Annotated in this window: 13 protein-coding genes and 2 rRNA genes (1 of these 15 cut by a window edge); 11 read left to right on the forward strand and 4 right to left on the reverse strand. The window is 73.1% G+C overall.

The window, feature by feature from the left end:
- From GA0070606_RS17205 to GA0070606_RS34025, 3 genes are all read left to right on the forward strand, one after another.
- Window positions 1-3,021 (forward strand): 23S ribosomal RNA (locus GA0070606_RS17205); it begins 90 nt to the left of the window's first position.
- 73 nt (window positions 3,022-3,094) lie between these two features.
- A 5S ribosomal RNA gene (gene rrf, locus GA0070606_RS17210) occupies window positions 3,095-3,211 on the forward strand.
- A 247-nt stretch (window positions 3,212-3,458) separates the two neighbouring features.
- Window positions 3,459-3,686, forward strand: coding sequence for a VOC family protein (locus tag GA0070606_RS34025; protein WP_425413101.1), 228 nt, complete (start codon window positions 3,459-3,461; stop codon window positions 3,684-3,686).
- Between the two features lie 105 nt (window positions 3,687-3,791).
- On the opposite strand, the gene GA0070606_RS17220 is transcribed toward GA0070606_RS34025, so the two are convergent.
- Complete coding sequence (locus GA0070606_RS17220) at window positions 3,792-5,609, reverse strand: VanW family protein (protein ID WP_091101093.1); 1,818 nt, start codon at window positions 5,607-5,609, stop codon at window positions 3,792-3,794.
- Between the two features lie 163 nt (window positions 5,610-5,772).
- Between GA0070606_RS17220 and nudC the strand changes: the two genes are divergently transcribed.
- Window positions 5,773-6,690 carry an NAD(+) diphosphatase gene (gene nudC, locus GA0070606_RS17225; RefSeq protein WP_091101096.1) on the forward strand — a complete coding sequence of 306 codons (918 nt, stop codon included), beginning with the start codon at window positions 5,773-5,775 and terminating at the stop codon, window positions 6,688-6,690.
- 164 nt (window positions 6,691-6,854) lie between these two features.
- On the opposite strand, the gene GA0070606_RS17230 is transcribed toward nudC, so the two are convergent.
- Complete coding sequence (locus GA0070606_RS17230) at window positions 6,855-8,099, reverse strand: polysaccharide biosynthesis protein (protein ID WP_091101099.1); 1,245 nt, start codon at window positions 8,097-8,099, stop codon at window positions 6,855-6,857.
- Window positions 8,100-8,257: 158 nt separating this feature from the next.
- Here GA0070606_RS17230 and GA0070606_RS17235 point away from each other — a divergent pair, with 158 nt between their 5' ends.
- The gene (locus GA0070606_RS17235; protein WP_176737343.1) at window positions 8,258-9,013 is read left to right on the forward strand and encodes an FkbM family methyltransferase; all 756 of its coding nucleotides are present in this window, start codon (window positions 8,258-8,260) and stop codon (window positions 9,011-9,013) included.
- A 150-nt stretch (window positions 9,014-9,163) separates the two neighbouring features.
- A complete protein-coding gene (locus tag GA0070606_RS17240) occupies window positions 9,164-10,120 on the forward strand; it encodes a helix-turn-helix transcriptional regulator (protein WP_091101102.1) in 957 nt (318 codons plus the stop codon).
- An 18-nt stretch (window positions 10,121-10,138) separates the two neighbouring features.
- On the opposite strand, the gene GA0070606_RS17245 is transcribed toward GA0070606_RS17240, so the two are convergent.
- Window positions 10,139-12,034, reverse strand: coding sequence for a hypothetical protein (locus tag GA0070606_RS17245; protein ID WP_245724725.1), 1,896 nt, complete (start codon window positions 12,032-12,034; stop codon window positions 10,139-10,141).
- Window positions 12,035-12,169: 135 nt separating this feature from the next.
- Here GA0070606_RS17245 and GA0070606_RS17250 point away from each other — a divergent pair, with 135 nt between their 5' ends.
- Together GA0070606_RS17250 and GA0070606_RS32570 are read left to right on the forward strand one after the other, a co-directional pair.
- Window positions 12,170-13,885 carry an MmpA family trehalose lipid delivery protein gene (locus GA0070606_RS17250; RefSeq protein ID WP_091107837.1) on the forward strand — a complete coding sequence of 572 codons (1,716 nt, stop codon included), beginning with the start codon at window positions 12,170-12,172 and terminating at the stop codon, window positions 13,883-13,885.
- Complete coding sequence (locus GA0070606_RS32570; RefSeq protein ID WP_176737344.1) at window positions 13,882-14,046, forward strand: hypothetical protein; 165 nt, start codon at window positions 13,882-13,884, stop codon at window positions 14,044-14,046. Before GA0070606_RS17250 ends, GA0070606_RS32570 begins: the two co-directional genes overlap by 4 nt.
- Before the next feature lie 55 nt (window positions 14,047-14,101).
- Here GA0070606_RS32570 and GA0070606_RS17255 read toward each other — a convergent pair whose 3' ends face one another.
- A complete protein-coding gene (locus GA0070606_RS17255) occupies window positions 14,102-15,259 on the reverse strand; it encodes a glycosyltransferase family 4 protein (protein WP_091101106.1) in 1,158 nt (385 codons plus the stop codon).
- 248 nt (window positions 15,260-15,507) lie between these two features.
- Here GA0070606_RS17255 and GA0070606_RS32025 point away from each other — a divergent pair, with 248 nt between their 5' ends.
- Genes GA0070606_RS32025 through GA0070606_RS17275 form a run of 3 tightly spaced genes read left to right on the forward strand, consistent with a single transcriptional unit; the run spans window position 15,508 to window position 22,504 of the window.
- On the forward strand, window positions 15,508-17,172 hold the full coding sequence (locus GA0070606_RS32025; RefSeq protein ID WP_176737345.1) for a substrate-binding and VWA domain-containing protein: 1,665 nt from the start codon (window positions 15,508-15,510) through the stop codon (window positions 17,170-17,172).
- Window positions 17,169-21,686, forward strand: a complete 4,518-nt coding sequence (locus tag GA0070606_RS33725) for an alpha-(1->3)-arabinofuranosyltransferase (protein ID WP_281190662.1) — start codon at window positions 17,169-17,171, stop codon at window positions 21,684-21,686. The genes GA0070606_RS32025 and GA0070606_RS33725 overlap by 4 nt, the downstream gene beginning before the upstream one ends.
- On the forward strand, window positions 21,683-22,504 hold the full coding sequence (locus GA0070606_RS17275; protein ID WP_091101109.1) for a class I SAM-dependent methyltransferase: 822 nt from the start codon (window positions 21,683-21,685) through the stop codon (window positions 22,502-22,504). The genes GA0070606_RS33725 and GA0070606_RS17275 overlap by 4 nt, the downstream gene beginning before the upstream one ends.
- Window positions 22,505-22,559 lie beyond the last annotated feature (55 nt).

Below are 22,559 nucleotides of genomic sequence, written 5' to 3' on the forward strand. Positions count from 1 at the left end.
AACCGAGCTGTGATCCCAGGGTGTCCGAATGGGGGAACCCGGCATCAGTCATGTGATGTCACCTGCACCTGAACACATAGGGTGTATGGGGGGAACGCGGGGAAGTGAAACATCTCAGTACCCGTAGGAAGAGAAAACAAATTAGTGATTCCGTGAGTAGTGGCGAGCGAAAGCGGATTGAGGCTAAACCGGCTGCGTGTGATACCTGTCAGGGGTTGCGTGGTCGGGGTTGTGGGACCCTGCTGAGCAAGCTGACACTTGTTCGAGGAGTTATAAAGTCAGTGGCTAGCCGAACAGTCTGGAATGGCTGACCGTAGGCGGTGATAGTCCGGTAGGTGAAAGTTGCTGACCTTCTGTGGGTGTTCCCGAGTAGCGGCGGACCCCTGAAATCTGCCGTGAATCTGCCAGGACCACCTGGTAAGCCTAAATACTTCCTGGTGACCGATAGCGGACGAGTACCGTGAGGGAATGGTGAAAAGTACCCCGGGAGGGGAGTGAAATAGTACCTGAAACCGTTCGCCTACAATCCGTCGGAGCCTTGCGGGGTGACGGCGTGCCTTTTGAAGAATGAGCCTGCGAGTTAGTGGCATGTGGCGAGGTTAACCCGTGTGGGGGAGCCGTAGCGAAAGCGAGTCTGAATAGGGCGATTCAGTCGCGTGTCCTAGACCCGAAGCGGAGTGATCTAGCCATGGGCAGGCTGAAGCGCGGGTAAGACCGCGTGGAGGGCCGAACCCACCAACGTTGAAAAGTTGGGGGATGACCTGTGGTTAGGGGTGAAAGGCCAATCAAACTCCGTGATAGCTGGTTCTCCCCGAAATGCATTTAGGTGCAGCGTCGCGTGTTTCTTGCCGGAGGTAGAGCACTGGATGGTCTAGGGGGCCCACAAGCTTACCGAAATCAGCCAAACTCCGAATGCCGGTAAGTGAGAGCGCGGCAGTGAGACTGCGGGGGATAAGCTTCGTAGTCGAGAGGGAAACAGCCCAGATCACCAGCTAAGGCCCCTAAGCGTGTGCTAAGTGGAAAAGGATGTGGGGTCGCATAGACAACCAGGAGGTTGGCTTAGAAGCAGCCACCCTTTAAAGAGTGCGTAATAGCTCACTGGTCAAGTGGTTCCGCGCCGACAATGTAGCGGGGCTCAAGCACACCGCCGAAGCTGTGGCATTCACATTTTTACTTCGCAACGCCTTGATGTGTTGTGCAGGTGTGTGGATGGGTAGGGGAGCGTCGTGCCGGGGGTGAAGCAGCGGGGTGACCCAGTTGTGGACGCGGCACGAGTGAGAATGCAGGCATGAGTAGCGAAAGAAGGGTGAGAAACCCTTCCGCCGGATGACCAAGGGTTCCAGGGCCAGGCTAATCCGCCCTGGGTGAGTCGGGACCTAAGGCGAGGCCGAGAGGCGTAGTCGATGGACAACGGGTTGATATTCCCGTACCCGCGAAAGAGCGTCCCTGATGAACCTCGTTGTGCTAACCACCCAAACCAGCCAAGGCCTTCGGGTTGAGGTTGGGGAGCGTGGGAACCTGGCGGGTAGTAGTCAAGCGATGGGGTGACGCAGGAAGGTAGCTGAGCCCGGCCGGTGGTTGTGCCGGGGTAAGCGTGTAGGCCGTGCTGTAGGCAAATCCGCAGCACATGTAGGCTGAGACGTGATGCCGAGCCGATTCAGGTGAAGTCAGTGATCCTATGCTGCCGAGAAAAGCCTCTAGCGAGTTCTGAGCGGCCCGTACCCCAAACCGACACAGGTGGTCAGGTAGAGAATACCGAGGCGATCGGGCGAACTGTGGTTAAGGAACTCGGCAAATTGCCCCCGTAACTTAGGGAGAAGGGGGGCCGGAGACGTGAAGCCCCGCGCGGGTGGAGCGTTGTATGGCCGCAGAGAGCAGGGGGAAGCGACTGTTTACTAAAAACACAGGTCCATGCGAAGAAGTAATTCGATGTATATGGACTGACGCCTGCCCGGTGCTGGAACGTTAAGGGGACCTGTTAGCTCTTCGGGGCGAAGCGGAGAACTTAAGCGCCAGTAAACGGCGGTGGTAACTATAACCATCCTAAGGTAGCGAAATTCCTTGTCGGGTAAGTTCCGACCTGCACGAATGGCGTAACGACTTCCCCACTGTCTCAACCACAGGCCCGGCGAAATTGCATTACGAGTAAAGATGCTCGTTACGCGCGGCAGGACGGAAAGACCCCGGGACCTTTACTATAGCTTGACATTGGTATCTGAGTTAGCTTGTGTAGGATAGGTGGGAGCCGGTGAAGTCCATACGCCAGTATGGGTGGAGGCAATCTTGAAATACCACTCTGGTTGATTTGGGTATCTAACTTCGGACCGTTATCCGGTTCAGGGACAGTGTCTGGTGGGTAGTTTAACTGGGGCGGTTGCCTCCTAAAGGGTAACGGAGGCGCCCAAAGGTTCCCTCAGCCTGGTTGGCAATCAGGTGTTGAGTGCAAGTACACAAGGGAGCTTGACTGTGAGACTGACAGGTCGAGCAGGGACGAAAGTCGGGACTAGTGATCCGGCACTTGCGTGTGGAAGCGGTGTCGCTCAACGGATAAAAGGTACCCCGGGGATAACAGGCTGATCTTCCCCAAGAGTCCATATCGACGGGATGGTTTGGCACCTCGATGTCGGCTCGTCGCATCCTGGGGCTGTAGCAGGTCCCAAGGGTTGGGCTGTTCGCCCATTAAAGCGGTACGCGAGCTGGGTTTAGAACGTCGTGAGACAGTTCGGTCCCTATCCGCCGTGCGCGTAGGATACTTGAGAAGGGCTGTCCCTAGTACGAGAGGACCGGGACGGACGAACCTCTGGTGTGCCAGTTGTCCCGCCAGGGGCACGGCTGGTTAGCTACGTTCGGAAGGGATAACCGCTGAAAGCATCTAAGCGGGAAGCTCGCTTCAAGATGAGGTATCCCACCATCCTTTGGATGGGTAAGGCCCCCAGCTAGACGACTGGGTTGATAGGCCGGAAATGTAAGCCCGGTAACGGGTTCAGTTGACCGGTACTAATAGGCCGAGGACTTGATTACTAAGCTGCTACGCGTCCACTGTGCAACTCTGAACGAGCGAACACTCCACGTGTGTTTGACATGTTCATAGAGTTACGGCGGTCATGGCGGAGGGGAAACGCCCGGTTACATTCCGAACCCGGAAGCTAAGCCCTCCAGCGCCGATGGTACTGCACTCGGGAGGGTGTGGGAGAGTAGGACACCGCCGGACATTCTTTCGTTCAGGGCCACCCCTTTGTGGGGGTGGCCCTGAACGCATTCTGGCGTCCTTTCCGCCGGCCCCGAATCCGCCGGCCCCGACGAGGCCGAGTACGCGTTCGCCGACCTGGGGGACGTTCTGGCATCGGCGCCGAGGAGACGTTCCGGGCCCCACCGGGCGACGACGGCCGACCCGCGGTCGTCGATCACCGTGTCGGTCGTTGGCCCTTCCGGGTCTCGCCCGCCGTCTCGTCGTGGGGGTGGCTCTCGCCGGACGATCTCGGCGGGTCCGCAGTCTCCTGGAGATCGAGGTCGATGACCCGGGCGGAGTGGCCGAGCGCATGGTCGCCCACGGCGCGAAGGTCGTCGTGCCTGTCGAGAACCGCCCCTACGGCAAGCGCTCAGGTCGCATCCGTGACCCGTTCGGGCCACCTCTGGATCGTCACCGGCGAGCTACGGTGACGTCTGTTCCGCGCCCCTGTTCATGACCGCCTCCCGCCGCGCACTCACCCGGCGCGGTGCGCGTACGGCAGGAGGAAGCCCCGCCGGCGACGTGCCGGCGGGGCTTCCCGGAAGCGGAACCCGGACGGCCGTCAGGACGGCTCGCGCCCGCAGATGAAGCGCGGCTCGGCGTCGTAGCGCCAGGTGAACTTCTCCCGCTTGACGACCTTGCCGTCCTTCTTGATGACCCGGAAGGCGTCCTGGGTGAAGCCCTGGCTGCCGCTGGCCGGGATGCAGGTCGGCCCCGGCTCCAGGTAGACCGTCCTCGGCTGGGTGATGTTGCGGCGCGGGCCGTACTCGGTCTTGACGCTGTCCCAGATCTTGGTGCTCCAGATCGACACGGTGATCGAACTCGACGTGTAGGAGGTGTCGATCAGGACGCCGTACTCGGTGTTGTTGCGGAACTTGAAGTCCAGGTCGGGCCAGAAGATGGTCGACTCGATGACCGCCGGGTACCGGCTGAACCAGTACGAGTGCGGCTTGTGCTCGACGTCCTCCAGGCCGGCGTAGTAGGTCGCGTTGAACAGGGTGGTGGTGAACTGGGAGGTGCCGCCGCCCACGCCGGGCACCAGCTTGCCGTCGAGGATGACCGGGGCGTCCCGGTAGCCCTGCGCGTAGCCGCGCTCGCCGGTGTGCCCGTTGAGCGAGAACGTCTCGCCGGGCAGCACCACCGTGCCGTCCACGTCCTTGGCGATGGTGATGATGTTCTGGCTGCGCGGCGAGGAGAGCCCGCCGGTGAACCGGGTGGTGAAGGTGGAGACCCGCTCCCTGATGCCCAGCCCGGCAAGCTTCGCCGCGGTCAGCTCCGGCTCGGCCGGCTTCAGCTCGCCGGTCACCTTCCGGTCCTCCGCCTTCGGCAGTACGGCCAGCAGGTCACGCCCGAGGGCCGCGCTGTCGAGCTGCTGACCGGGCCGGCCCTCGACGACCTTCGGCTTGCCGCCGGAGATGGTCATCCGGGCGTCCTTCGGCGGCACCTCGATGGTCGCCAGGTCGTCGCCGAGCGCGGCGCGCAGCCGCTTCACGTCCACCTGCGGGGTCAGCTTGCCGGTCTTGTCGGCGGTGAACCGCAGGCTCTTCGCGATCGCCTTCGGCGGGATCTGCACCGAGCCCTTGCCGGTGGTCAGCGTGACCGGAGCGGCGACGGCCGGCTTCGCCAGCTCGGTGACCAGCCGGTCGACCTCCTCGGCGGTGGTCGCCGGGTGCGTCTCGACCAGCGGCACGGTCACCGGCTGGCGGCTCAGCCAGCCCTCGCGTACCACCTGCGCGGAGCGCTCCGGATCGAGCGCGAGGCTCGGCTTCGGGTGGACCGCCTTCGGGGTGGTGCCCTTCCAGGTGATCGCCGGCATGGTCATCTTCCGGCCCTGGTCGCCGACCACCTTCTTGAGGGCGGCGTCGAGCCGGGCGACGTCCACGGCCACCACCGGCTGCACCGCGCGGGACCCGACGAGCCGGTCGACCGCGTGCGCGTCGGCCTCGGCCGCCGCCGCCACGGTGGCGTCGACGTCGACCGTCAGGCCGACCTCGGCCGGGTCGATCTCCGCCGTCCGCTCGCCGACGCGTACCGACAGCGGGGCCGCCAGCTCGGCGGCGCGGCGGTCGAGCGCCGCCCGCAGTTCCCGCGCGGCGTCCGCGCGGCTCCGGCCACCGAGCTCCGCCCCGAGCACCGTCGTCCCGCGGGGCACGTCGCCGGCGTACGCGTAGGCGCCCACCCCGGCGACGGAGCCCAGCACCGCCGTGGCGACCCCGGCGGCGAGCAGCAGGCGTACCCGGCGTGACCGGGAGCCCCTGCCCGGCCCTCCGGTGGGCACGGCGGGTTCCGGCTCGTCACCCGGCCAGGTCACCGCCGTGACCCGCACGGTCGGCCGGTCGTCGGCGGGTGGCGTCTTCTCGCCGTACAGCGTCACGGTCACCTCGATCGAGACTTACCACATGGACGGGAGCGCGTCGCCCCCGCCGGGAGGACACCTACGGTAACCGGCGCCCGGCCGCGGCGGCAGTCTGCTCCCCGCCCGCAGGGGCAGCGCGTGTCGGGGCGGGCGCGGGGCGCGCCGGCGGGCGTGGCACGGTAGGGGCATGCGAGCGGACGACGTGGTCCTGGCGTACGGGGGCGGGTGGCTGGACCGGGCGGGCGAGCTGCGGGCCGACCCGGAGCGGATGGCGGCGCTGTTGGCCGACCCGGGCAGCGTCGTCCTGCCGTTGTGGCGGGACCGCTGCCTGGTCGCGGCGGACGTGCCCGTGCGGCTGACGGGCGACCGGGCGGCGAAGGCGCTCGCCGTCGCCGACCAGACCGTCTTCCTGGGCATGGACGACGGCTCGGCCGTCTTCGCCGCCGACCTCTCCGGCCTGCCCGAGGCCGCCGCCGTCGAGGCGGCCGGGGCGGGCACCGCCGTGGACGTCCGGGCGCTGGTCGGCCGGCTCGGCCCGGCGGAGGCGGCCGTCCAGGCGTACGCGCGAGGGCTGCTGCACTGGCACCGGCAGCAGCGCTTCTGCGGCACCTGCGGGGCGTCGACCGAGGCGCGGGGCGGGGGGCACGTCCGGTCCTGCACCCGGGCCGACTGCGGCCGGCTCCTCTTCCCCCGCATCGAGCCGGCGGTCATCGTGCTGGTCGAGGCGCCGGGCGCGCCGGACCGGTGCCTGCTCGCCCGGCACGCGGGCGCGCACGAGGGGGCGTACTCGACGCTCGCCGGTTTCGTGGAGGTCGGCGAGAGCCTGGAGGACGCCGTCCGGCGGGAGATGGCCGAGGAGGCCGGGGTGGCGGTCACCGACGTGCGGTACGTGGGCTCGCAGGCGTGGCCGTTCCCGGCGGGGCTGATGGTGGGCTTCCGGGCCACCGCCGCCTCCGAACGGGTGCGGGTGGACGGCGAGGAGCTGGTGGAGGCGCGCTGGTTCACGCGGTCCGAGCTGCGCGAGCGGGTGGCGGCCGGGCGGCCGCTGGGGCGGGTCGACTCGATCGACCACCACCTCCTGCACGGCTGGCTGGCGGAGGGCTGACCGAGGGCCGCGCCGGTCGGGACGACGCGCCGAGGCGGCGCGGACCGCCACCCGGGAAACGCGTCGGGGCGGCGTGGACCGCCACCGGGCGACGTGCCGGGGCGGCACGGGCCGCCGGAGGGAGGCCACGTGCCGGGGCGCCCGAACGCCGCCCGGAGGTGTCGTCAGGGGGCGCCGGTGGTGGGGCGGGCGCCGCGGAAGGTCAGCCAGGCCATGACAGTCGTCGTCAGGACGGCGGTGGCGAGCGCGCAGGTGAGCACGCCCGCGACCGTGCGCGGGGCGACGAGCAGCGCCGCCCCGGCGAGGCCGACGGTGGCCGCCCAGAGCGGCGCGGCGGGCCATCGGGCGCCCGTCGCCACCCGGTCGTTGACCAGCATGAAGAGCACCGCGTAGAGGGCTCCGACGGCGGCGAAGAGCGGGGCCGTGCCGGCCAGGTGCAGGTAGCCCGCCCCACCGGCGAGGCGGAACGCCAGCTCGCCGGCGAACGCGGAGGCGCCCACGAGGGCCGCGCCGCAGGCCAGGATCAGCGCCAGCGCGGCGAGCCGGGCCCGGCGGTCGCCCTGGGCGAGCCGGGGCAGCACCAGCACGGTGACCACCTGCGGCGCCCAGAGCGCGCCCTTGGTGAGCACCGACCCGACGGCGTACCCGCCGGAGGCGTCGCCGGACAGCAGCTGGCGGGCGATGATCAGGTCGGCGTACGAGATGGTGAGCATCGCCAGCGACGCGGCGCACGCGGTCATGACGTGCCGGGCGGTCAGCTCGCGGTCCGCCCCGGCGGCCTGGGCCGGCGCGGCCGTCCCGGCGGCCTGGACCGTCTCGGCGGACGGGCGGGCGAGGCGCGCCAGCAGGGGCAGGACGGCCAGCCCGGTCAACGAGGCGAGCAGCAGGCAGGCGACCGGCCCGCGGCCGAGGACCAGCCCGACGACGAGCCCGCCGTAGCGGCCCGCGGCGAGCACGGTCATCGCGGTGGCGAGGCGCAGGAACCGCTGGTCGCCCTGGAGCTCGCCGAGCCACCGGCCGGCCAGCACGGTGGCGAAGGTGGTCGTCGCGAGCAGCAGGGCTAGCGCCACCGGAAGCCGGAGCGCCACGCTGACCACCGGCGCGGCCAGCACCGTGACCCCGGCGGTGAGCGCGGCCGTGCGCAGCGCGAGCCGGGCGGTGCCGGTGGCGCCCCAACGGGCGCGGTGGGCGGCCACGGCGATCTGCAGGCCGAAGCCGGGCACCGCCGCGATGGCCGCGAGGGCGAGCACGGTGGCCAGCGCGCCCAGCTCGGCGGCGGCCAGCCGGCGGGCCCCCAGCACCGGGACCAGGTAGGCCAGCCCGTTGGTCAGCATGCTCGCGGCGGTGACGGCGACACCCGCCGCGCCCAGCCGCACGGCGCCGGCGTCGGTGTCCGTGGTCCGGGCCATGTCACCCCACACGTCGCGCTGCTGTCCGGCGCGGGCCGTGCGCGTCGCGGCCGGCGGAGCGGCCGGAACGGGCCCGACCCCGGGTGACGGTACCGGTCAGTAGGGTATTGCGTCAGCCCTCTGCCCATCCGCTCGGGAAACGTCTAGTGTGCTGGCCCATGGCGTCGACGCGCGTGACCACAGCAGCCACCTCCGGGCTGGCGGCGGTCCTCCCCGAACGGCTCGTCGCGGCCGGGATCCGGCGGGTCTATCCCCGGGTCGAGCCGGAGTTGGCCCGGCTGGCCGGGTTCGTCCCGCGCGGCGGCACGGCCGTGGACGTCGGCGCCTGGTACGGCCCGTGGACGGCCCGGCTGCTCCGGCGCGCCGACCGGGTGGTGGCGGTGGAGCCCACCCCACCGCTGGCCCGGCAGCTGCGGGCGGCGTTCCCGACCGTCGAGGTCGTCGAGGCGGCCGTGTCGGACCACGACGGCACCGCGTCGCTCTATCTGCCCGAGGGCGGGGCGATCGTCGGCACCTCGTCGTTGGAGGATCCGCGGCAGGGCGAGCCGGTGAAGGTCCGCCGGATCACGCTCGACTCGCTCGGCCTGACCGACGTGCGCTTCGTGAAGCTGGACATCGAGGGGCACGAGCTGCCGGCGTTGCGGGGGGCGGCGGAGACGATCCGCCGGGACCGGCCGGTGCTGCTCATCGAGGTGGAGGAGCGCATCCAGCCGGTCACGCCGCTGCTGGAGCTGCTCACCGGCTGGGGCTACCGGGGGTACGTGCTGCCGGGGCGGGACTGGCTGCCGCTGGCCGACTTCGACCTCGGCGGGCACCAGCGCGCGGCGATCGCCCGGATCGACCAGAGCTTCGCCCGCCGGGTGCTCTGGCCGCGCCCCCGCTACGTCAACTCGGTGCTGTTCCGCCCCGAGTGAAGCCGGTGTCCGGCACCCTCGGGTGGACGAAGCGGCCCTCGCCGAGCCAGCGGCTGAGTTCCCGCAGCCGGTCGGCCGTGGGGGCGTCGAGATCGACTCCGGGGAGGCTTCCGGCCAGTTCCTGACCGCAAGTCGAGGCAGGATGTCGACATGGCGAACACCAGCTCACGGACCCTCCGACTGCTCTCGCTGCTGCAGAACCACCGGCACTGGTCAGGGTCGGAGCTGGCCGACCGGCTCGGGGTCTCCGAGCGGACGCTGCGCCGCGACGTCGAGCGGCTGCGCGAACTCGGCTACCCGGTCGGCGCGACCCGGGGCACCGACGGCGGCTACCAGCTCGCGCCCGGCGCCGTCCTGCCGCCGCTGCTGCTGGACGACGAGGAGGCGGTGGCCCTCGCGGTGGGCGTCGGCGACGCGGCGCAGAGCGGGATCGCGGGAATGGACGAGGTGTCGCTACGGGCGCTCACCAAGGTGGTGCGGGTGCTGCCGCCCCGGCTGCGGGTCAGGGTGGACGTCCTGCGGGCGATGACCCTCTCCGCCGCCGCGTCCGGGCCGGTCGTCGCGGCGGGGGTGCTGACCGCGGTCGCCCAGGCCTGCCGGGACCAGGAGCGGCTGCGGTTCGGCTACACGGCCAGGGGCTCGGCGCGCACCGAGCGCGAGGTCGAGCCGCACCGCGTCGTCGCGCTCCGTGGACGCTGGTACCTGGTGGCCTACGACCTGGGCCGGCACGACTGGCGTAGTTTCCGCCTCGACCGGCTGACCGATCCGGCGGCGACCGGTTCGCGCTTCCGGCCGCGCCTGCTCCCGGCCGAGGACGCCGTGGCCTTCGTCCAGGCGGCGAGCGGGGCGCCGGCCCCGTACACGGTCGAGGTGCTGGTGCACGCGCCCGCCGCCCGGGTGCGGCAGGTGGTCGGCCGCTGGGGCACGATCGAGCCGGTCGATCAGGACAGGTGTCGACTCACCATGACCTCGACCTCCCTCGACTGGCCCGCCCAGGCGTTGGGCAACGTGGGCGCCGAGTTCGAGATCCTGGCGCCGGCGGAGTTCGCCGCGCACGTCCGGGAGTGGGGCGCCCGCTTCGTCCGGGCCACCCGCGCAACCGCCTGATCCGCTCGCGGCGGCAGCTCACCGCTGCGGCATCGGGGTGCCGACGACGACCTCGTCGGTGCAGATCGTCACGCCCGGTTGCGGGACGGTCAGCTCGACGGTGTCGCCGCCCCCGGTGAACTCGAAGAAGTACTGGTGCAGGCCCTGCCTGACGGGAATCTCCCGGACGCTGTCGCCGAGGCGGAAGGTGACGGTGGTGTCGGCGGAGCTGAGGTAGCCGATCCGGACCACCCAGAACCAGTCGTCCCGGGGCGCGGTGAGCGGCATCCGTACGGTCCGGCCACCGACGAGCTGGTATCCGCAGCCCTCGACGGGGCCGGGCCGGACGGCGGGGCCGTCGACGCGTACCGGGGCGATGCGACCCGTGTCGTCGAAGACGGAGGGCTCCTCCGCCCCGGTGACGAAGACCGGGCCGTCCTTCAGGGCCTGGAAGAACTTCGACTGCCGGTTGTAGGGCGCGGAGAGCGCGGGCACCACATCGCCGGGCAGCGGCAGGTCGAGGAACACCGTTCCGGGCGGGGCGGCGGCCAGTTGGGAGCGGGCGGTCTCCAGGAAGGCGTGGCCCCGCTTCACCGCCCACTCGTCGCCGTAGCGGGCCGTGCTCCAGGCGGCGCCGAGGCCCCCGGCGACCAGCACGATGACCAGCACGGTGCTGACCGTCTCGCGGTAGCGGCTGAGGAACGCCGGCGGCGGCGGGTCGCCGGCGTCCGGGTCGCCGGGGCGCGGTTCGGCGCCGTCCACCGCCGGCCCGCCGGCGGGCGAGGCCAGGCCGAGCAGGGCGACGCCGATGCAGAGCGCGGCCACCACGACCACGTCGCTGACGTACCGGGGCACGGAACCGGCCACGTCGCTGTAGACGGAGCCGAGCCGGGTCGCGCCCAGCAGCGCGGCCACCAGGGCCAGGTACGCCCCGAGCAGCACCCAGGCCCGCCCGGCGGCCCGCCGCATCCGTACGGTCACCACGACCAGGGCGATGAAGACGGCCCAGGACAGCCAGCGGGCCAGCTCCGGCGGGGCGGTCACCGGGGCGCCGTCGCCCGCCGCCATCCACCGCCACGGCCCGCCGAGCAGGCCCGGAACGACGGTCGAGCTGAGCAACTGCCACAGGAACGACAGCACCTCGCCCAGCGAGTCCGGCTTGCGCAGCGAGGACTCCGAGCGGGTCAGGTAGAGCCCGGCGAAGGCCAGCGCGACGGCGGTGAGCACCGCCCACGACGGCCAGTAGCGGCGCACCGTCTCCCGTACCGCCCGCACCGGCGGGCCGCCGACGAGCAGGCACGCGGTGAGCAGGAAGACCAGCGGCACCACCAGCAGGGCCTTCTCGAAGAAGAGCAGCCCGAACACCACCGCCAGGGCCAGGCCGACCAGGTGCCGGCGGTGGCCGGTGCGGGCGTAGCGGAGCTGGGCGCCGACCGCCAGCACCATGGCGAGCTGCATCGGCACCATGTTGACGCCCACCGCCCACCAGGTGCCCGCCTCCAGGGTGAGCGGGCTGAACAGGAAGACCGCGAGCGGCACCAGCAGCGCCAGGCCCGGCCGGACCAGCGTGCGGAGCAGCCGGAAGAAGGCCACCGCCAGCACCGCCTGACCGGCGGTCATCAGCAGCACGTACGGCCAGTAGGCGAGACCGAAAACGCGGGTGACCAGCCAGGTGATCAGCAGGGCCGCCGGCATGAAGTGGTTGTTGTAGAGGGTCAGCAGGAAGCCCGGCGTGAGGTCGGCCTCCGCCGCCCGGGAGATCAGCACCCAGTCGTCGACCGCGAGGTGGCCCCGGGACGCGACCTGTGCCCGCCAGGCCAGGCTGAACACGATCATCGCGATGCCGATCGCGCGTACCGGGTCCGCGCGTACCCAGTCGCCGAACAGCCCGCTCTCGTCGCGGCGGGCGGCCACCTCGGACTCGGTCAATGCCATGGCGGGAAGACTGCCACATCCCGGGCCGGGCGGTCCCGTCCGGTCAGCGGATTTCCCGGGGGTCGAACGGGCCCGCGTACAGTGGCCGCCACCAGCGCGGCGGTCGCCGCGCCCGGCAGTGGTGAGGTCCAGGGGATGCGTGAACGGCTGGTGCCGCACGGCGTGGCCGCCGCCGTGACGGCGGTGGTGCTCGCCCCGCTGGCCCTGCCCGGGTACGTGCTCCGCTACGACATGGTCTTCGTGCCCCGGCAGGCGTTGAGCTGGGAGGCGATCGCCCCGGCCTCGGCGCTGCCCCGGGCCGTCCCGCAGGACGCGGTGGTGGCGCTGGCCAGCCAGGCGGTGCCCGGCTGGCTGCTGCAACGGCTGGTGCTGGCCGCGATCCTGTACCTCGCCGCGCTGGGTGCCGCCCGGCTGGTGCCGACCGACCGGGTCGCGGTCCGCGTGGTGGCCGCCGTCGGGTACGCCTGGACGCCGTACCTGGCCGAACGGCTGCTCATCGGGCAGTGGGGGCTGCTGGTCGCGTACGCCGCGCTGCCCTGGCTGGTGCGGGCGGCGCTCGACGTGCGGGCGGGCCGGGGCGGGCTGCCCCGGCTGCTGCTCGCGGCGGCGGCGTCCGCGATCACGCCGACCGGCGGGGCGCTCGCCCTGGTCGCGGTCGCGGTGCTGCTGCCCGGGCGGTATCCGGCGGCGGCCCGGTCGACGTCGCTGGGGGTGGGGCTGACGGTGCTGCTCAACGCGCCGTGGCTGGTGGCGGGCCTCGCCAGCGGCGGGGCCGGCCGGTCCGACCCGGCCGGGGTGGCGGCGTTCGCCGCGCGCGCGGAGAACTGGGCCGGCCCACTGGCGGCGCTGGCGGGCACGGGCGGCATCTGGAACGGGCAGACCACCCCGGCGTCGCGGGGCGTGGTGCTGGTCCCGTTGGTCACCGCGCTGCTGCTGGCCGTCGCCGGGTACGGATTCCCGCTGCTGCGCCGGCGCTGGCCGTCGTCGGTCGCCGATCGGTTCGGCCTGCTCGCCGCCGCGTCGTGGCTGGCGGCGGCGCTCGGGGTGCTGCCCGGTGGCGCGGGCCTGCTGGGCTGGCTGGTCGCCACCGTGCCCGGTGCCGGCCTGGTGCGGGACGGCCAGAAGCTGCTGCTGCCGTACGCGCTGGCGCTGGCGCTGGCCGGCGCGCTCGGCGCGGAACGCCTCGCGGACCGGTTGGCGGCCCGCTTCGACGCGGCGACCGCTCAGGTGGTGCTGGTCGGCGCGGCGCTGCTGCCGGTGGCGCTCCTGCCCGACCTGGCCTTCGGCGGGGCCGGCCGGCTGCGGCCGGTCACCTGGCCGGCGGACTGGGCGACGGCGGCGCGGCTGACCGCCGAGCGGCCGGGCGAGGTGGTCTCGCTGCCGTTCCAGGAGTATCAGAGCCATCCGTGGAACCACGGCCGGGTGGTCATCGACCCGGCGCCCCGGTATCTCGCCGTGCCGGTGCTGATCGACGACACGCTCCGGGTGGGTGGCGTCGCGGTGGCCGGCGAGGATCCGCGCGCCGCGCGGGTGCGGGACGTGCTCGCCGCCGGTGCGCCGCTGTCGACGACCGGGGCCCGGTGGGTGCTGGTGCAGCGGGCGGCCGGCCCGGCACCGGACCCGGCCGCGCTGGCCGGTCTGCGGGTCGTCCACGCGGGACCCGACCTGACGCTCTACGAGAACCCGGACTGGTCGCCACCGGCCGCGACGGCCCGGCCCGGCCCGGTGGGACTGGCCCACGTGTTGGCCGGAACGGTGGTGATGGGGATCGTTTTTTCGGCCACTGCGCGGGTAGGCTACCGCGTGGTAGCGTCCCGGCACGCGAGTCCCGCGGAAGGAGAAGGTGGATGAGGAACCTGCCCGCGTTCGTCGCCGTCGGAGTACTCGGGGTCGTGCTCGGCCTGCTCGGGAGCGTCGGACTGGCGAATGCGCTCAGCCCGTCCGCCAAGGAGGCCGCCAACTCGAAGGTGAGTGAGCAGGGGACCGAGGCTCCGCTGTACGGCACGCGCTGAACCACGACGAAGAAGGGCGCCCACGACGCGGGCGCCCTTCTTCCTGTCTCCGGGCTCAGGGCCGGGCGGCCACCTGCGTCACCAGGCGGGCGAACCGCGCGCCCGTCGCCGCCCAGGTGAAGCGGGCCGCGTGGACCAGCGCCGCCTCACCCATCGCCTTGCGCCGCACGTCGTCGGCGAGCAACTCGCGGACCCGGGCGGTGAACTCCTCCTCGTCGTCGACGAGCAGGCCCGTCTCGGTGTCGACCATCGCCTCGGCGACGCCGCCGGCGTAGCGGAACGCCACGGTGGGGGTGCTGCGGGCGGCGGCCTCCACGATGGTCAGCCCCCAGCCCTCCTTGAGCGACGGGGTGAGCGCGACCCAGGACGAGGAGAGCACGGCGTGTTTCTCCTCCTCGCTGATGAAACCGGTGAAACGGACGCGGTCGGCGATGCCGAGTGATTCGGACATCTCCCGCAGCGGCTGTTCCCACCAGCCCTGGCCGGCCACCACGAGCTCCAGGTTGGGCAGTTCGCCGACCAGCTCCGCGACCGTACGCAGCGCGATCTCCACCCGCTTGTGCGGCACCAGCCGGCCGAGCACCAGCAGCGACGGGTGCGGCGTGCGGGGCAGCGGCGGGCCGGTCACCGGTGGCGTCCCGTTGGGCACCACGTCGATCCGCTCCGCGCCCACCCCCAGGGCGGCCAGCTCCGCGCGGCTCGCCTCCGACACCGTCACGTAGCGGCAGCGGCGGTAGAGCCGGACCGCCAGCCACGACTCGATCCACCAGCCCAGCCGCGCCATCTTCGGGCCGAAGACCACCGGCCACTGCTCCCGATGCACGTGGTGGACCAGGGCGAGCACGGGGCGGCCCGCGTAGAGCGGGGCGAAGAACGGCACGCCGTTGCAGACGTCGACGACCAGGTCCGGCCGGCCGAGGCCCCGCCGGCCCAGCGGACCGAAGCCGAACCGGCCGGCCAGGCAGGTCAGGGCCGCCCGGGCGTAGACCGTCATCCGGGAGCCGCGGCGCAGCACGCGTACGCCCGTGGGCGTGGTCTCGGCCGGGCCGGCGTTGCCGTGCGCGGCGCAGAGCAGGGTGGCCCGGTGGCCCGCGGCGACGAGTTCGGCGGCGATGCGCTCGACGTAGACCTCGGAGCCGCCGCCCTCCGGGTTCGTCGTGTCGCGCCAGTTGAGGAACAGCACGTGGCGCGAGGGGGTGTCGGAGTTGTCCACGCTACTCCTACCGGCGAGTAATGAAGCGGATTCGCGCCACCCTAGGGCGACGTGGGTCACATTCGCAATGGGTCGCCGCGTCGGCGGCGGTTCGGTCACGGCCGATCGCCAGGGGTTTGCCGGCGGCGGGAAACCTTGGCAGGGTGTGCAGCGCGACCGCGTACGGTAGCCGGCGTCGCCCGGCGCGACGCGGTGCCCGCTGCTGCCGGACGCCCCCCCGATCCGGCGATGACGAGGAGGTGACGGGCGTGCTGCGTGACGCTTCCGCGGTGCGGCGCCTCTTCCGGCTGTCGCCGGTGGTGCTGCTCAGTGCGGCGCTCGCGCTGCTGCTGGCCGGGTGGGCCGCGGTGGCGTACGTGCGGTCCGACCGGGGCACCCCGGAGTGCCAGGAGCGGGTCCGGCTCCGGGTCGCCGCGGCTCCGGTGGTCGCGCCGGCCCTGGACCGGATCGTCCGGGCCAGCTTCGGCAGCCGGCCCTGCGTGTCGATCGCGGTCGAGGCCCGGGAGTCCGCCACCGTCGCCGCGGAACTGGCCAAGGGCGTGGACGCCGCCGACGCCTGGGTGCCGGAGTCCACGTTCTGGCTGCGCCGGGCCCGCGACGCCGGCGCGTTCGAGGTGCCGTCGCAGGGCACGTCGGTGGCGAGCACGCCGGTCGTGCTGGCGGTCACCGAGCCGGCGGCGCGCCGGCTGGGATGGCCGGCGAAGCCGCTGACCTGGCGTGCCCTGATCGGCCCCGCGGCGCGTTCCGTCTCGGTGGGACTGCCCGACCCCGCCGCCGATCCGGCCGGCGTCGGGGCGGTGCTCGGGGTGCGCGGCCTGGCCGCAGGGGAACGGAACCCCGCCGCGTCGGCGGCGGCGGTGCTGCGCCGGCTGGCGAACCGGACGTTCACCCCCGGCCCCGGCGGGGCCCTGCCGGCCGGTTCGGGCCTGCCGCGCAAGTCCGACGCCGTGGCGGTCAGCGAGCAGACCGTGCTCGGTTACAACGCGCTGGCCACCGGCGACAAGCTGGTCGCGGCGTACCCGGAGGTCGCCGTCCCCGCGCTGGATCTGCCGTACGCGGTGCTGCCCGCCGCCCGCGGCCCGGTCCGCGACGCCGCCGCCGGCCTCCTGACCAGCCTGCTCACCGTCGAGGCCCGGGACACCCTGACCAGGTACGGCTTCCGCACCGCGGCCGGGTTCCCGCCGGCGGTGCCCCGGGACGGCCGGCTCTCGCCGGAGGTACGCGAACCGGCCCCGCTGCCCGCCGACGAGGCCGTCACCGACGCGCTGACCGGCTGGAGCGGCGTGCAGCGCAGCGCCCGCATCCTCACCGTGCTGGACGTCTCCGGTTCGATGGCGGCCCAGGTGCCCGGCTCCGACGAGACCCGGCTCGGTGCCACGCTCAAGGCGGCCCGGGAGGGCTCCGGCCTGCTGCTCGACAACACCGAACTCGGGGTGTGGGTCTTCTCCACGAAGGTCGACGGCGACCGGGACCACCGGGAGGTCCTGCCCGTCGGCCCGCTGGGCGCGCAGCGGGAGCGGTTGGCCGAGCAGTTGGCCGCCGTACGGGTGAAGCCCCAGGGCGGCACCGGGCTCTACGACACGACGCTGGCCGCGTACCAGAACGGCCGACGGCACTGGACGCCCGGGCGGATCAACCTGGTGCTGATCATGACCGACGGGCGGGACGAGGACGGCGACAGCATCGGCCGGTCCCGGCTGCTGGCCGAGCTGGCCGAGTTGCAGGACCCGCGCCGACCGCTGCCGATCGTCTTCATCGGGCTCGGCAAGGACGTCGACCCGGACGAGCTGAAGATGATCACCAAGGTCACCGGCGGGCAGGTGTTCCGCACCGAGCAGCCCAGCGGCATCCGGCAGATCTTCTTCTCCGCGCTCGCCGACCTGAGCTGCCTGCCCCCGGAGTGCCGGCGGTGACGCTGGTACGCCGGTTCGCGCGCTCGGTCCGCGAGGCGCCCGGCACGGCCCTGTCGCTGCTGCTGCTCACCGCGATCGCGTTCGTCCAGCGGCCCGGGCAGGTCACCTTCGACACCAAGCTCGACCTCGCGGCGAACCCGGTGCACTTCATGGCCCGGTCGCTGCACCTGTGGAACCCCGAGGCCACTTCGGGGGAGCTGCAGAACCAGGCGTACGGCTACCTGTTCCCGATGGGGCCGTTCTTCGCCGGGGGGCAACTGCTGGGCGTACCGCCGTGGATCACCCAGCGGGTGTGGACCGCGCTGCTGCTCGCCGCCGCGTTCTACGGCCTGCTGCGGCTGGCCCGGGCGCTGGGCATCGGCACCGAGCCGACCCGGTACGCCGCCGCCCTCGCCTACGCGTTGGCCCCCCGGATGCTCACCGAGATCGGGGCGCTCTCCTCCGAGACGCTCTCCGCAGCGATGCTGCCCTGGGTGCTGTTGCCGCTGGTCCTGGTGCGCCGCATCGGGTCGCCGAGAAGGGCCGCCGCGCTCTCCGCGCTGGCCGTGCTCGGGATGGGCGGGATCAACGCGGCGGTGGTGCTGCTCGCCCTGCTGCTGCCCGGGGTCTGGCTGCTCACCCGCCGCTGGGACCGGGAGCACCGGCGGCTGGTGGCCTGGTGGTGCCTCTGCGTCGTCGGGGTCTGTCTCTGGTGGATCGTCCCGCTGCTGCTGCTCGGCGAGTACAGCCTGCCGTTCCTCGACTACATCGAGTCGTCCACCACCACGACGGCGGTGGCGTCGCTGTTCCAGGCGGTGCGCGGCACCAACCAGTGGGTCGCGTACATCGTGCAGGGCGACCCGTGGTGGCCGGCGGGCTGGCTGCTGATCGACAACCCGGTGCTGATGACGCTCACCGCCGTGGTCGCGCTCGTCGGCCTGGCCGGGCTGGCCGGCAACCTGCTGCCCGAGCGCCGCTTCCTGGTGCTGGGCTTCCTCACCGGGCTGACCCTGCTCACCATCGGCTACGTCGGCAGCCTGGACAGCCCGATCTCCGCGCAGGTGCGGGACCTGCTGGACGGCCCGCTGGCGCCGTTCCGCAACGTGCACAAGCTGGACCCGGTGCTGCGGCTGCCGCTGATGCTCGGCTTCGCGCACGGCGTCGACGCGTGGATCTCCCGGCTGCACCGGGCCGGCGTCCGGCGCCGCCCGAGCCTGCGGCTGCGCCCGCTGATGTTGGTGCCGGTGCTGCTGCTGGTGCTGGGGGCCGCCGCGCCGGCCTGGCTGGGCCAGTTGCGGCCCGGGCCGGGCTGGTCGGACCTGCCGCCGCACTGGCGGGCGGCGGCGACCTGGCTGGCGGACCGGGACGCGTTCGCCCGGACCCTGATGGTCCCGGGCTCCGGCTTCGGCCAGTACGAGTGGGGGCGTTCCGTCGACGAGCCGCTCCAGGCCCTGGCCGGGGCGCCCTGGGCGGTGCGCCACCAGGTCCCGCTGGGCTCGGCCGGCAACACCCGGATGATGGACACCGTCGAGTCCGTCCTGGCCCACGGCCGGGGTTCGGCCGGCCTCGCCGACTTCCTGGCCCGCTCCGGGTTCCGGCACCTGCTGCTGCGCAACGACATCGACCGCACGCAGGTGGACGCGCCGCCGGTGGCGGCGCTGCGCCGGGCGCTCGCCGGGTCGCCGGGGATCGCGCGGGTGGCGACCTTCGGCAGCACCACCACCTTCGGCCGCACGCCGGGCAGCCCCGTCGACGAGGTCGCCGGTCCGCTGCCGGCGATCGAGGTGTACGAGGTGCGGCGTCCCGTGCCGGCCGCCTCGGCGGTCCTCACCGCCGACGTGCCGACGGTCAGCGGCGGGCCGGAGTCGCTGCTGCCGCTGCTGGAGCAGGGGCTGGTGGAGCGGGACCGCCCGGTGGTGCTGGCCGGCGACCGGGCCGGCTTCCGCGACGGCGCCGGCGACGAGTCGTGGATCGTGACCGACGGGCTGCGCCGCCGCGAGCGCGACATCGGCCGGGTGCGGGACAACCTCAGCCAGACGTTGACCGCGGTCGAGGCGAGCCGGCAGGGCCGGGTCGCCCTGGACCTGCTGCCGTTCCCCGGCGACCAGCACCAGACGGTCGCCACCTACCAGGGCGTACGCGAGGTCACCGCCTCCAGCGCGCTCAGCTTCGTGGACAGCTTCGCCCCGGCCGACCCGTCGCACCTGCCCTTCGCCGCGATCGACGGCGACGAGCGCACGGCCTGGCATTCGGCGCCCCTGGCCGGGCCCGTCGGGCAGTGGCTCCAGGTCGACCTGGACACGCCCCGCGAGGTGTCGAGCGTGACGCTCGCCTTCGTCGACGACCTCGGGGTGGGGTGGCCGGTGACGCGCTTCCGGGTCACCACGGACCGCGGCTCGGTCGACCACGAGGTCGCCCGGTCGCTGGGCGCACACCCGTACTACACGCTGCCGGGCTCCACCAGCCGGGTGCGGATCACGGTGCTGGCGGTGGCCGGCGAGCGCCTCGACGGGGGAGTCGGGATCCGCCAGCTCGACATCGACGGCACCGATCCGCGCCGGGCGCTGCGCGTTCCCGCCGACACCCCGACCGGCTTCGCCGGCCCGGTCGCCTGGTCGTTCAGCCGAGGGCCGGCCGACCGGCCCGCCTGCTTCCCGGTCGCCGCCGGCTCCGGGTCGGACGCCGCGCCGGCCACCGGCTCCGGCCTGCGGCCCGCCGGGACGGTGATCCGGTGCGACCGGTTCCTGGCCCGGGTCGGCGAGGAACCGCTCGGGGTGGACCGGGTGTTCCAGAGCGAGGCGCCGGGCACGTTCCGGCTGGCCCTCACCGCCGTGCCCCGGCCGGGCGGGCAGTGGTCGCTGTCCGGCGTGCCGGTCCGGGCCGCCGCCTCGTCCCACCTGGCCGGTGACCCCGCCGTGGCCGCGTTCGCGGCGGTCGACGGCGACCCGGGCACGGCCTGGCTCGCCGACACCGGCGACCTGCGGCCCACCCTGCGGCTGAGCTGGTCGGAGCCGCGCCGGATCGCCCAGCTGCGGCTGCGTCCCGCGGAGCTGCCGGTCGGCTCGCTGCCGCGTTCGGTGGAGGTCCGCACCCCGGGCGCCAGCCGGGTGCTGCCGGTCGGCGCGGACGGCGTGGTCCGCTTCCCGGCGGTGCGGACGGACCGGATCGAGATCGTGGTGCGGGAGTCCGACGAGCGGGTGGCGGACCGGCGGGGCAACGGGTGGACGGCGACGGCCGGCATCGCCGAGGTGGAGATTCCCGGGCTGAAGGACCTGCTCCGGCCGGTCGCCGGCGCGACGCGCGTGGTCGAGCGGTGCGGCTCCGGGCCCGTCGTCGAGCTGGACGGGCTCCGCTACGACACGTCCGTCGCCGGCACCCTCGCCGACCTGCTCACCGGTCGACCGCTGCCGGTCACCGTCTGCGGCGCCACCGGCGCGGTGGTGGACCTGAAGGCCGGCGGGCACCGCCTGGCGACCTCGCCGTCGGCCGGCTTCCTCGTGCAGGACGCCGCGCTGCGCCCGGAGGCGGCGGCAGCCGCGCCCCGGCACCGCGAGGTGAGCGTGCTCGACTGGAACCCGACGGACCGGCGGGTGCGGGTCGCCGCCGGCGGCGAGGCGTTGCTGGTGGTACCGGAGAACGCGAACGCCGGCTGGGCGGCGACCCTGGACGGTCGGTCCCTCGCCGCCACGCGGGTCGACGGGTGGCAGCAGGCGTGGGTGCTGCCCGCCGGCGCGGCCGGCGAGGTCCGGCTGACGTTCGCGCCGGACCGGACGTACCGGGGCGGGCTGGCGGCCGGGGCGGTGACGGCGCTCGGGGTGCTGCTGCTGGCGCTGCTGCCGGTGCGGCGGCGCGCGGCGGCCGGCGCGGTGCCGGACGCGCCCGGTCCACTCCCGGCCGAGGGTCCCGCCTGGGTCGCCGGCGTGCTGCTGGTGGTGTTGCTCGCCGCGCTGGGCGGGGTGCTGCCGGTCGCGATCGTGCTGGCCGCGATGTTGCTGCGGCAGTTCGCCCGCCGGGCGCTTCCGGTGGTGGTGTTCGGCGCGCTCACCGTCGCGACGATGACGGCGGTGGCCGGCCGGCTCCAGGGCCACGGCCAGGACTGGGCGTACGGCCCGTGGGCGCAGGGCGCGATGCTCGTCGCCGTCGGGGCGGTCGTCGCCGCGGTGCTACCGGCTCCCGGTGCCGCGCCCGCCGAACCGGCCACCGGACCGACCGGCGCCGCCACCGGATCGACCGACACCGGACCCGCCGGTACCGCCGCCCGATCGACCGACACCGTCACCGGACCGACCGACACCGGACCCGCCGGACCCGCCGGACCCGCCGGACCCGCCGGACCCGCCGGACCCGCCGGACCCGCCGGACCCGCCGGACCCGCCGCCGGGCCGGTCGGCGGGGACGGGGCGCCGGCGGCGAGGCCCGGCGTGGGGACGGGGGCGGCCCGCGCGTCGGATGCGCGAGATGTGCCGCCGGGCCCGGACGCGGGGCCGCCGGCCGGGACCACGGATCGGGACGACGACGGGACGGTGGCGCGATGAGCGCAGCATTCGAGGAGGCCGGTGGGCCGGCGGCCCGCCGCAGGTTCGCCACGCTGGGCCGGTCGGTGGCCCTGTTCCGGGCCTTCCTGGTCGAGCAGACGGACCCGGACCACTTCTACGGGCTGCTGGCCGAGGACTCCGTCCGCCAGGTCGCTGGCTACACGCCGCTCGCCGGGCGGACCGTGCTCGACGTGGGCGGCGGCCCGGGCTACTTCGCGGCGGCCTTCCGCGCGGCCGGGGCGCACTACGTGGGGCTCGACCCCGACGTGGGGGACTTCTCGGCGGCCGGGGACTCGGTCGCCGGCATGCTCCGCGGCAGCGGCACCGCCCTGCCGGTCCGCTCCGGCGCGGTGGACGTGGCGTTCTCGTCCAACGTGCTGGAGCACGTCTCGGAGCCCGCCCGGATGCTCGACGAGATGGTCCGGGTGACGCGCCCGGGCGGCGTGCTCTTCGTGTCCTTCACGCCCTGGTTCTCGCCGTGGGGCGGGCACGAGACCGCGCCGTGGCACTACCTCGGCGGCGACCGGGCCCGGCGGCGCTACCAGCGCCGCAACGGCCGCCCCCCGAAGAACCGGTTCCGGGAGACGCTCTTCCCGACCTCGATCGCCGACACGCTGCGCTGGGCCAGGGGCAACGCCGACGTCGAGGTGCTGGACGCACTGCCCCGTTACCACCCGTGGTGGGGGCGGTGGGTCATCCGGCTTCCCGGCATCCGGGAGGTCGCGGCCTGGAACTTTCTGCTCGTCCTGCGTCGCGTGGGGACGCGACCGGCCGGCGCGGCGGAAAAAACAGAGCTGACCGGGGGGTCGCGGTGCTAAGTGACTAGGTAGTAACCTCGCGGCCATCCCTCATCGACAGCGGCGAAACTCAACT

The sequence above is a fragment of the Micromonospora citrea genome (assembly GCF_900090315.1).
Classification (GTDB): domain Bacteria; phylum Actinomycetota; class Actinomycetes; order Mycobacteriales; family Micromonosporaceae; genus Micromonospora; species Micromonospora citrea.

Bases quoted from the DNA above. Each gene is read 5' to 3' on its own strand.
- nudC (WP_091101096.1), top strand. From the start codon at position 5,773: ATGCGAGCGGACGACGTGGTCCTGGCGTACGGGGGCGGGTGGCTGGAC.
- GA0070606_RS17230 (WP_091101099.1), bottom strand. From the start codon at position 8,099: ATGGCCCGGACCACGGACACCGACGCCGGCGCCGTGCGGCTGGGCGCG.
- GA0070606_RS17235 (WP_176737343.1), top strand. From the start codon at position 8,258: ATGGCGTCGACGCGCGTGACCACAGCAGCCACCTCCGGGCTGGCGGCG.
- GA0070606_RS17240 (WP_091101102.1), top strand. From the start codon at position 9,164: ATGGCGAACACCAGCTCACGGACCCTCCGACTGCTCTCGCTGCTGCAG.
- GA0070606_RS17245 (WP_245724725.1), bottom strand. From the start codon at position 12,034: ATGGCATTGACCGAGTCCGAGGTGGCCGCCCGCCGCGACGAGAGCGGG.
- GA0070606_RS17250 (WP_091107837.1), top strand. From the start codon at position 12,170: ATGCGTGAACGGCTGGTGCCGCACGGCGTGGCCGCCGCCGTGACGGCG.
- GA0070606_RS32570 (WP_176737344.1), top strand. From the start codon at position 13,882: ATGAGGAACCTGCCCGCGTTCGTCGCCGTCGGAGTACTCGGGGTCGTG.
- GA0070606_RS17275 (WP_091101109.1), top strand. From the start codon at position 21,683: ATGAGCGCAGCATTCGAGGAGGCCGGTGGGCCGGCGGCCCGCCGCAGG.